Annotated in this window: 8 protein-coding genes and 1 tRNA gene; 3 read left to right on the top strand and 6 right to left on the bottom strand. The window is 30.6% G+C overall.

Going from position 1 to position 10,167, the window contains the following annotated elements:
* On the top strand, nt 1-666 hold a 666-nt coding region (locus ABYI63_RS16620), incomplete at its 5' end, for an SUMF1/EgtB/PvdO family nonheme iron enzyme (protein WP_372757982.1).
* A gap of 175 nt (nt 667-841) precedes the next feature.
* Nucleotides 842-2,122, top strand: a complete 1,281-nt coding sequence (murF, locus tag ABYI63_RS16615) for a UDP-N-acetylmuramoyl-tripeptide--D-alanyl-D-alanine ligase (RefSeq protein ID WP_372757980.1) — start codon at nt 842-844, stop codon at nt 2,120-2,122.
* 46 nt (nt 2,123-2,168) lie between these two features.
* Here the strand turns inward: murF and ABYI63_RS16610 are convergent, their stop codons facing one another.
* The 4 genes from ABYI63_RS16610 to ABYI63_RS16595 all read right to left on the bottom strand — a co-directional run bounded on the left by ABYI63_RS16610 (nt 2,169) and on the right by ABYI63_RS16595 (nt 8,366).
* Nucleotides 2,169-3,764: a T9SS type A sorting domain-containing protein gene (locus ABYI63_RS16610; protein WP_372757978.1), complete on the bottom strand. Its 1,596-nt coding sequence runs from the start codon at nt 3,762-3,764 to the stop codon at nt 2,169-2,171.
* A 184-nt stretch (nt 3,765-3,948) separates the two neighbouring features.
* A complete protein-coding gene (locus ABYI63_RS16605; RefSeq protein WP_372757977.1) occupies nt 3,949-5,958 on the bottom strand; it encodes a hypothetical protein in 2,010 nt (669 codons plus the stop codon).
* Nucleotides 5,959-5,970: 12 nt separating this feature from the next.
* Nucleotides 5,971-7,326, bottom strand: coding sequence for a DUF5723 family protein (locus ABYI63_RS16600; RefSeq protein WP_372757975.1), 1,356 nt, complete (start codon nt 7,324-7,326; stop codon nt 5,971-5,973).
* An 80-nt stretch (nt 7,327-7,406) separates the two neighbouring features.
* The gene (locus tag ABYI63_RS16595; RefSeq protein ID WP_372757973.1) at nt 7,407-8,366 is read right to left on the bottom strand and encodes a T9SS type A sorting domain-containing protein; all 960 of its coding nucleotides are present in this window, start codon (nt 8,364-8,366) and stop codon (nt 7,407-7,409) included.
* A gap of 455 nt (nt 8,367-8,821) precedes the next feature.
* Here ABYI63_RS16595 and ABYI63_RS16590 point away from each other — a divergent pair, with 455 nt between their 5' ends.
* Nucleotides 8,822-9,643, top strand: coding sequence for a LuxR C-terminal-related transcriptional regulator (locus ABYI63_RS16590; RefSeq protein WP_372757971.1), 822 nt, complete (start codon nt 8,822-8,824; stop codon nt 9,641-9,643).
* Nucleotides 9,644-9,758: 115 nt separating this feature from the next.
* On the opposite strand, the gene ABYI63_RS16585 is transcribed toward ABYI63_RS16590, so the two are convergent.
* Both ABYI63_RS16585 and ABYI63_RS16580 read right to left on the bottom strand, forming a co-directional pair.
* Nucleotides 9,759-9,833 (bottom strand) — tRNA-Val (locus ABYI63_RS16585).
* A gap of 62 nt (nt 9,834-9,895) precedes the next feature.
* The coding region (locus ABYI63_RS16580; protein WP_372757970.1) for a glutamate ligase domain-containing protein at nt 9,896-10,167 on the bottom strand (272 nt) is incomplete at its 5' end.

The raw sequence follows: 10,167 nt of genomic DNA, 5'->3' as shown, positions 1-10,167 counted from the left end.
TACGCTCCTAACGATTTCGGTTTATACGACATGGCTGGAAACGTTGCAGAATGGGTTGCCGATGTATACAGACCTATTGTTGATGATGAATTTAACGACTTTAATTATTATCGTGGTAACGTTTATACCAAAAATGCTATAAATGACGATGGTACCGTTAAAGTAGTAACTGTTGATAATATTGTTTACGACACCTTATCAAACGGTAAAATTGTAGCTCGTAACTTACCAGGCGAAATTTTACAAGTACCAGTAGATGAAAATGAAACGTATTTACGTACTAACTTCGATAAGAGTAATACGATAAACTTTAGAGATGGCGACAGACAATCATCACGCCGTTTTGAAAGCTTTAACGAAGATGACGAAGCGAATGGTAATAAAGATGAAACCAGAAAAATGTATAATTCACCAAAAAATATTATTACAAGAGATTCATCTGGTAAATTAGTTAGACAATACGACAAATCGAATAACAGAACCTCATTAATTAACGATGAAGTAAGAGTTTACAAAGGTGGTTCTTGGAAAGATAGAGAGTATTGGTTAGACCCAGCGCAAAGACGTTATTTTCCACAAGATATGGCTACCGATTACATTGGATTTAGATGTGCTATGTCTCGTGTAGGTTCTAAATCTAAAACAACAACCAAAAAGAAAAATTAATAATTTTTTTAAAATAAGTAAAAAAGTCCTAATGAAAGTTAGGACTTTTTTAATACTTTTAAGTTTGCAACACAAACTTATCTTTTGAAATAAGCCATAACAATTCATAACATACCAACAAATAAGTTTAATGGCGAATTGCATCTGACAAATAAAAAACAATTAAGTATCACAGATGAACATAGAACAAATACATCGTCTTTTTTTAGAATGCACCAGTGCTTGCACCGATACCAGAAAAATTAAAAATAACGATATGTTTTTTGCCTTAAAAGGCGATAATTTTAATGGCAATACGTATGCGGAACAAGCTCTAGCAAGTGGCGCTAAATATTGTATTATTGATGAGGACGCTTACAAAACCTCAGAAAAAACAATCTTAGTAAACGATGTGCTTGAAACGCTTCAAGAATTAGCAACATTTCATAGACAATACTTAAACGTCCCGATTTTAGCAATAACAGGTAGCAACGGAAAAACTACTACAAAAGAACTAATAAATGCAACCCTTTCGCAAAAGTTTAAAACTACAGCCACCGTTGGTAATTTAAATAACCATATTGGCGTGCCTTTAACCTTGTTATCAATGACAAAAGATACCGAAATAGGGATTGTTGAAATGGGCGCCAACCATCAAAAAGAAATTGAGTTTTTGAGTAGCATTGCCAAACCAGACTATGGCTATATCACAAACTTTGGGAAAGCCCATTTAGAAGGTTTTGGTGGCGTTAAAGGCGTAATAAAAGGCAAAAGCGAATTATACGATTTTTTGATAAAAAACAACAAAATCATATTTGTTAATGCAAATGATCCCATTCAAATTAGAAAAACTAAAAAGGCCCATGTATTTACTTTTGGCAACACGGTTTCAGGCACCAATGTTTCTATAAGTTTTGTAGAAGCGCAACCTTTTGTGTCTTGTCTTTACAAAGGCATCATCATACAAAGTCAGCTTATTGGCGAATATAATTTTAACAACATAGCCGTGGCCATAACAATTGGCGACTATTTTGAGATTGAACCAAACAAAATAAAACTAGCCATCGAAAACTATGTTCCAACCAATAATCGCTCTCAGATTATAGAAAAAGGAACCAATAAAATAATTCTGGACGCTTACAACGCCAACCCAACCAGTATGCGTGCAGCACTTTTAAATTTTGAAAAACAGTCTGGATTTAAAACAGCTATTCTTGGTGATATGTTCGAACTTGGTAAATCGGCAAAATCACAACACCAAACGATTGCTGATTTAGCGCTTTCGCTGAACATAGACCAATTAATATTTGTTGGCGAAAACTTTTTTCAATCTAAAATCAATTCGGAAAAAGCCATGAAATTTAAGTCATTTGAAGATTTAAAAAATCTTTCTGATATGTCTAAACTTCAAAACACCTTACTTTTAATAAAAGGCTCACGAGGTATGGCTTTGGAGCGGGTTTTGGAATTGTTGTAGAGAAAATAATAAAAAGTAATTTTTAACAACAAATGGTTTCGAAAATTTATTTTTTAACCAGAATTTTCAAGATATTACTATTATTAGATCTTACTTTTAAAAAGTAAATTCCTGCGTTAAGATTTAGTGTTTCAATATTTAATGAAATAATGTTCTCTGAATTTTTATTTAGAGTAGATGTCGTTATTTTTCTTCCAGTGGCATCAAAAATTTCAATAAAAACATTTTGTAGAGAAATATTAGAATTAAAATCTATAAATAGATTTTTTTCTACAGGATTTGGATAAATTGTTATTTCATTATCTTTAAGCTTAAAAGATTCGATATTTAATGCTGACCCAAATTCATAAGCACCAATATCAAAACCACCTCCAACAGGTCTGATATTTCCATTTTTATCTGTTGAAGGAGCTAGGGTTGATGAACCCGCATCTATTGCAGGACTTGAAGAATTTAAATTAAAATCTGCGATTAAAGTTAATGATGGATTCAAAAATTTCGGGTTTTGGTTAATGGCGTTCGTACCATTCACAGAATAACCATTTCCACCGAAATACAAATTATTATCTACAACTATATTTGCGCTTTGCACAACTGAATTTATTGGCTTATCTGACTTAGAATACATAATATTATTTCTTATGACTATATCATTAGAATTATTTGCATCAATTTCTCCATTAAAATTTACATCTGTTTGCTGATTATAATATACAGAGTTGTTTATAATGTCCACATGTTCACTTTCATAAACGTGAACCCCAGGACCACCACTTCCATAAATAATATTATTGGCAATAAGAGTTCTTCCTGTGTATGCTGGGACAGTAGAACCATTTTGAGTGTGTTTACTATCATCAATAATAATCCCATTCCCATCATAAATTCCACAATTAACCAACCAGGGAACAAGATTATAATTACCCATCAATCGATTATTTTTAATAGTCATTCTGTAACCCGTCGAATTATCATAATTTGAATTTTGATAAAAAGCTATTCCACTTGACCCATAAATCGTATACCATGCATTATTGTACAGCATATTGTTTTCTATAGTGATATAGTCACATCGGCTCCCATAAATTGCACCAGCTGGACAATTAAATATGGTATTATTTGTAATATTAATATGATGTATTTGTTCTATGTTTGGTTCAGCCCACATGGTTATTCCGTTTCCATTATATAAAGCGTTAATTGTACTTGTCGGGTCATTACAGCTTCCTGGTTGATTAAGAGCCGATGCTAAGTTTAAATTATCATTATTTCCCTTTATTATGAAGCCATTAATATTAATATAACTCGCCTGATTATAAATTGAAATGCCACTGCCAGTAAAAAAAAGTAAAGGACTATGACCAGGATAATTGGTATAAGTAATCCAATTTGAGGGTGTACCAGAGCGAGTAATATTTACAATACTCCATTCAGGTTGCTCACTCATATAAGTTCCATTCATTACAAAAACATTATCTCCAGGTAGCGTAATATAAGCGGCTCTATTTATAGTTTTAAAAGGAGTTGATATACTTAGTCCATTATATGAATCACTACCTGTATTAGCATTCACATAATAATCTGTTGCAAATAAATTGTGGCAAATCAAAAATGTTAGAAGTGTAAATATTATATTTTTCATATGTTTTAAATTTACTTTCAATGATTGTGCTTCTCAATGCTCCAACAGCATTATATTCCTTTAAAAGATTACTGTACTATTATATTCTCAATATGTAAAGCCGTTTTAAACAATCTCATGTAGGCATTTTTTATATAATATAATTTGTATAAGTCATTTTGGTAGACTGCTTTATGGTTTACTTTTAATCTTTAACAGTTTTAGTCTTAAAACTATAAGACGGAGCATTTTCGCATACCATATTGGGAAATCCTGATATTTTCCCACCGACATTAACCGTCCATCTTAAATCATACAACGTAAGATAGTACCTATTACCACTTTTTGTTAAACTCCATTTAATATCATAATACGGATCCGTACCCCATGACGATGTATGATCATCATTACGACCATCACTATAGCGTGTAGATAGCCTGTTACCTGTACCATTTTCATATAAAACTACTTTATCTTCTTGTAAGAACACATAAGTATTATCTTGATCATAATCTTCATCCCAAGTTGTTGTCCAATTACCAATTATAGCAGCTTTATAAATTGCAATAGAGTCTACTTGTGTTAAATTAACTAATTCTGAAGCTAACCCAGAGTTTTTAAATGCTGGTTTAATTTCAAAATTCGAATTTTTTTCACCCATAATAAAAGTTGTAGACAACTTTCCTTCAATATTTGTCGCATTAATATTGTTTTCCTTTAGTGTAGCATCACCTGAATTGGTTTTATTAATATTAAATGGTAAGCCAATAGCATATTCTTTATTTGCTGGAGCTGAAGTTATAATGGATTGAATCGGACTTCTGTCGATTGAATATTTAAATGTTGTTTCATTAACTATTGCAAAATAAGTATGCTCACTTTTTACCTCACCAGAAAATTCAGTTCCAGTTGGAGTAATAAATTCAAGCCCAGTAGTATTTGTTAATTCTAATTCTCCAAATGAAACACCGTCATAATAATATCTCGTTTCCCATCCTTGGATATTTGAGAATACATAATCTCTAAGCAAAAGATAAAAATTTGAAGCTTCTTCAATTTTATTAAATTCTTCTGTTATTGATACAATGTAATCTAAATATTTTTTTTCAACGCTTGGAATACATTTTACTGCAGCTGTATAAGCATCTTTTGCAACATCTTTCACAAACTTATCCATGGCTATCTTATCTGTTATCACTAATTCAGCTGGAGTTAGTTTTAAGTTTCTAAAGATGTCAATTAAGGCGTCTCTACAATCATTTTCTTTTAACCACTTTTTAATTCCTATTGGCATAACAATTGAAAGGACATTAACTCCAATGTAATACCTGTTAATTAAGTCAACTTTTGCTTCTAAAGGTTTAGTTCCAAAATTATCTACCCCATTTGTAAATTTAATTTCATATTGCCCTTCTTTTGGCAATTTAAATTTTCCAAAATTTTCACTCTCTTCAGTAGTAAGATAATCATAAAGCCATTCTGCCATCGACCCTAGACCCAATACAATTCCTTTTTTATCAAATATTTGAGGTCCAGAAACAGAAAGCCCTGTAGAAGCATCAACAACCTCCATGCCTACCGTTGCAAATAAAGGAAACTTTTTATCCCATATTATATTACCATCTCTTGAATATGTGTATCTAAAATCGAAAGCATCTTCCTTACTACTTTTGGCTTGTTTTGATTCTCTTCCCTCAACACCAATACCTAATCCACTGGCATTTATAAGACTAACAAAAGAGGTATTGTCAAATGGTGATTTATTCGCATTCAAAGATGATTTAACAAGACTGGCTAATTCACTATAGTTTGAATTTTGTTTTATTTTAGCTAATAGTTCTGAATTTTTTAAACCTAGAAGAGCTATTTCTGGATGAAGAGTGAAATAAAAAAATAATATATCATCAATAGAAACCGTATTATTCAAACCAGTTTTTGAATAATAGCCAAACATAATTTTATTATCCTTTATAAATAACAGTGGAAGTGCTTCAGCTATTGTATTGGATATATCTAAATTAAAACCGCCATTTTTATCTACATCCGCTTCTCCATTAATGGTCACAACCGTTAAGTCATCAAAATTAATATTTAAATCACCCTCTATATCAATAGATTCGCTTTTAAAATTTGAAATATCATCATCCTTTTTGCTACATGAAAAAATAACAGCAATTGAAAAGACTAGTAATATTATTATTTTTGTTGTTTTCATAATTGGTTGGTTTTAACTAATTTTCTTTTCAAATTTTCTGTAAATAGGTATTTTAAGTCCAAAATACACATCGGTAGATTTTGAAGTATCAGAAAGTAAATTTGTTAGAATTGCTCCAGAACCTACAGTTAATGGTCCAAAACGCAAACCAGCTCCCCAGGCAAAATCGCCATACTGCCTAAAACTTACAGGACTATAAATACTAAACCAACTAGTTTCTATACGTGGCGCAATAGTAATCGAATTAATAATACTATTGGCCGTTGGACTATTATTGGTAACCAACGAGAATGAACTTGCTAAACTTGCATATAGTTTCCCTTTAATTTTATAATCTATTAAAAGGTTTAAAGCGGTAGGTAATTTTATTTTAGTGCTACCAAGTGTGGTAACATTACTGTAATTATCATCAAGTGTTTGTTTGGTATCACCTTGATCGAAGCTCGCAGCATCTACAGTATTATTTAAGTCGTAAGTTGTTACTTCACTTTCTATATAATTTATGGAGCCTATATCTGTAATAGATGCACTTATTTTAAGTTTGTATTTACTATATCGCGGAATCATAGAGTCTGTTACCACATTTTTATTTTTTTCATTCCATTGATAAGCTAACCCTAAATCTATTCCAAATCCTGCTGTTAGATTATTAAAATCTACATCTTCGGCATCAAATTCTTCTTGACTTAAACCATAGTTTAAATTCCCTGTGGTTGTAAGTGTATTTGCGGCTGCATTATACTGTCCGGTAACAGATGGAGCACTAAAAAAAGCACTCCCCGCACCTTGTAGATATTTAAATGTGAGCCCTCCTTTTAACAAATTATCTTCATTTTTTATTAGAATCCTTCCATAGGTTAACCCAACTTCCGCCCAAGCATGAATGGTGCCATTAAAATCTTTCATATTAAGGTTAAAATCTTCGGTCTCATCAAACCCATCGGCGACACTTTCATATAATTCGCCGTTTATATTATTAATATTTAAAAAAGCCCTTACTCTGGTAGTTATACCAATACTGCTTTTATTATTTAAATTAAACATAAAGGAAGGTCCAAGAACATCAATATTTAAAAAGAAATTGTTATCGTCTTTAGGGAATTTTTCGGTATCTAAATCAAAATCGAAACCACTATCAGATTTTAAAATGTCTTGAATATTAATTCCAAAATAATCACTACCCCCAAACAAACTGGCAGAAACTAAATTAATATCCGCCTTAAAAGGAGAATTTACAATATTGGCTGGGTTTATAGTAACACCATTAATTCCCGAATAATTATCAAAGGTATACCCAAAATAACTTTGGGCGTTTATGGAGGTATTTATTGCAAATACCATTAATATTAAAAAAAGTGGTTTTATCATAATTGGTTAGTTTTTATGTGTTCGTACTTTTCATAATAAAATCCTGTAAAATATTATTTTACCAGACTCATTATTAGATTCTATTGTTTTATAAACTTAGCTTGAAACTTGTCTTTCCCGGAATAAACCTCCAATACATAAAGTCCGTTTGCCAGATTCTCTACATTTACATGAGAACTATTTTTGTTTTGTTTCATAATAATTTTCCCAGAAATATCTGAAATAACAATTTTATTGATAGCAACTGCATTTGGTAATTCTACGTTTAAAATTGACGTTGTTGGATTGGGATAAACTTTTACAAAAGCCTCTTTATTGAAAGAATTTATTCTTAAGGTATTAAAATTAGTATATAGAATTACGCCACTTTCGCTATCACTTAAGTCTATATCAAAATACATAATCATAATAAGTCTAAACGGACTTGTTGAAAACCATCGATATTCTTCATAACTATAATCGACTCCAGTCTCTTGATATTTTTGACGAAATACATTTGTAAATGTATTATAGGGAGTAATTAATGTTCCGTAGCCATCATAAGTTGATGTAAAGGAATAGATTTCAACATCACCGCTATATTGATACGTATCATTAATAACAGTATTATAAGTATATGGGAATTGAAACATTATGGCTGGATTAATTTCAGAATAAGTATTACCCGCCCCATCAGAACCCCCTAAAGATTCGAAAGTTGTAGATGACATCTTAAAATAGCGATAATATGATCCTGAAAATCCGTCATAAGTATCTTTTATCGCAAAATTTCCAGTGGGAAATGTGCCAGTATCTGGTGTTGAAGCCATGGGAACAACGTTTGATATGCCGCGAAATACCAAAGTTGGTAATACTGAAAAATCCCAAGTTTGATTAGCGCCTGAATTTCCGGGTGACAGTCCTGAAATATCGATAGGCATATTATTCATATATCTATCCGAACTATAATAGGATGTGAAATCTGAAGCATTTAATACTGGCTGTGCATAGGAACTTATAATACACATAAACAAAGTGATGACCGAGTAATTTTTTTTCATAATTGGGTGGTTTTAATTAAAAACAAAACGCACCAAACAATGAATAGGTTAAAGTAGATTGGTTAACTATAAAAGAAAAAGCGTAGCCACTAAATTTTGACATTAAATTAAAGTAAGCGAAACGTGTATATAAATTTTCCTTGAGAATTAATTAATAGCATTGTAAACCTAAACTAAACCGCCAACATACAAAATACCTAATAATAGGTATTTTCATGTAAAATAAGATTGCTCGAAAAATATAAAAATCGCTAAGAATCATGTCCATCAAAAATGCAAATCAATTAGTGGATTAAAAATAATTATCGAAACAATTGATTCATCTTTTGGGCTAAGAAAAAATTAATTTTTTTGTAATATTTATTTTATTAAATTTCACAGATATATATTTTTTATTTAAAGTGCCTTTTTTGAATAACATTCAATTTTAAATTAATTCTTAGCTAATAAAAAATATGAATAAAGAAGATAGCGCCAAGGTATTTAATGTTTGGAGAAAAGAAAATCCCATTTATCGACCTAATAATAAAGAACTTCTTTTAGAAATTATAGATCAAGTAACCTCTTTGTTTGCTGCCGGCAGCTATTATTATTTTATCTTAAATTTTGAGAATATTACCATCGATTTTATTCATGAAAGTATTAAAGATGTTTTAGGTATTGAACCAAAAGCATTTACAATGAAAAAAGGATTTAAAATAATGCATCCAGAAGATCTTGCTTCCATGAATGAAAAAGAAGCTCTTGTATTTGACTTTTTTTTTAACAAAATTTCTTCCGAAGATTTATTGAATTACAAAAGTGTATATGTCATGCGTATGAAACATGCTGATGGGAATTATAGAACTATTTTACACCAAGCATCTGTTTTTAGCCTGTGTAATGATGGTAAAATTCAGCAAACATTGTGTGTACACGCTGATATTAGTTATTTAAACATTCCTATAAATCAAAACATTTCCTTTATTAGTTCAAAAAACCAACCTTACCATTATTCAAAAATTTCAGGAAGTTATTCTCTTGTGGATAAAACTAGTAATGTATTACAAAATATTTCATTTAGAGATATTTTCACTAAAAGGGAAAAAGAAATTATTGAAATTTTAGCTAAAGGCATGACATTCAATGAGATATCTAAATTGTTGTTTATATCACCACATACTATAAATACTCATAAAAAAAATATTTTAAATAAATCGGGATGTAAAAACACCGCAGAGTTAATTGCAAAATATTATGTAAATGGACTATTTTTTAAAACTAAAAGTAGATTATAAGTAACTAAAAATAAACTATGTAATTCACCTGATTGATCCCTTAAGACAGCACTATTTAAAATATTAAATTGCATAAAACAAAAAATCCTAAAGTATAAACTTTAGGATTTTTTTGTGGGCGACAAGGGATTCGAACCCCTGACCCTTTGGGTGTAAACCAAATGCTCTGAACCAACTGAGCTAGTCGCCCTTTAATTAGGTGTGCAAATATAACTTAGATTTTTAATCTGCAAAAACTTTTTTAATAAAATTTTAAATTATTTCTGCTACAACAAATGTACTACCGCCAACAAAAATAAACTCGTTAGCTGTAGCATTTTCTAATGCCATTTTATAAGCTTGATTTACAGAATTATAGGCTAAACCTTCAATACCATGAGGCTTTAATATGTTTTTTAACTCCTGTGCATCTAATCCCCGAGGAATATCGGGTTTGCAGAAATAATAGTGCGCATTTTTAGGTAATAAATCAATAATCGTACTTAAATCTTTATCATTTACCACTCCAAAAACAATATGCAACG

It is taken from the genome of Mariniflexile sp. (genome assembly GCF_041583155.1).
In the GTDB taxonomy this organism is placed as follows: domain Bacteria; phylum Bacteroidota; class Bacteroidia; order Flavobacteriales; family Flavobacteriaceae; genus Mariniflexile.
This window is presented reverse-complemented; position numbering and strand designations above follow the sequence as displayed.

Excerpts from the sequence above, each read along its gene's own strand:
- ABYI63_RS16610 (WP_372757978.1), bottom strand. The coding sequence starts at position 3,764 with ATGAAAAATATAATATTTACACTTCTAACATTTTTGATTTGCCACAAT.
- ABYI63_RS16590 (WP_372757971.1), top strand. The coding sequence starts at position 8,822 with ATGAATAAAGAAGATAGCGCCAAGGTATTTAATGTTTGGAGAAAAGAA.
- ABYI63_RS16605 (WP_372757977.1), bottom strand. The coding sequence starts at position 5,958 with ATGAAAACAACAAAAATAATAATATTACTAGTCTTTTCAATTGCTGTT.
- ABYI63_RS16600 (WP_372757975.1), bottom strand. The coding sequence starts at position 7,326 with ATGATAAAACCACTTTTTTTAATATTAATGGTATTTGCAATAAATACC.
- murF (WP_372757980.1), top strand. The coding sequence starts at position 842 with ATGAACATAGAACAAATACATCGTCTTTTTTTAGAATGCACCAGTGCT.
- ABYI63_RS16595 (WP_372757973.1), bottom strand. The coding sequence starts at position 8,366 with ATGAAAAAAAATTACTCGGTCATCACTTTGTTTATGTGTATTATAAGT.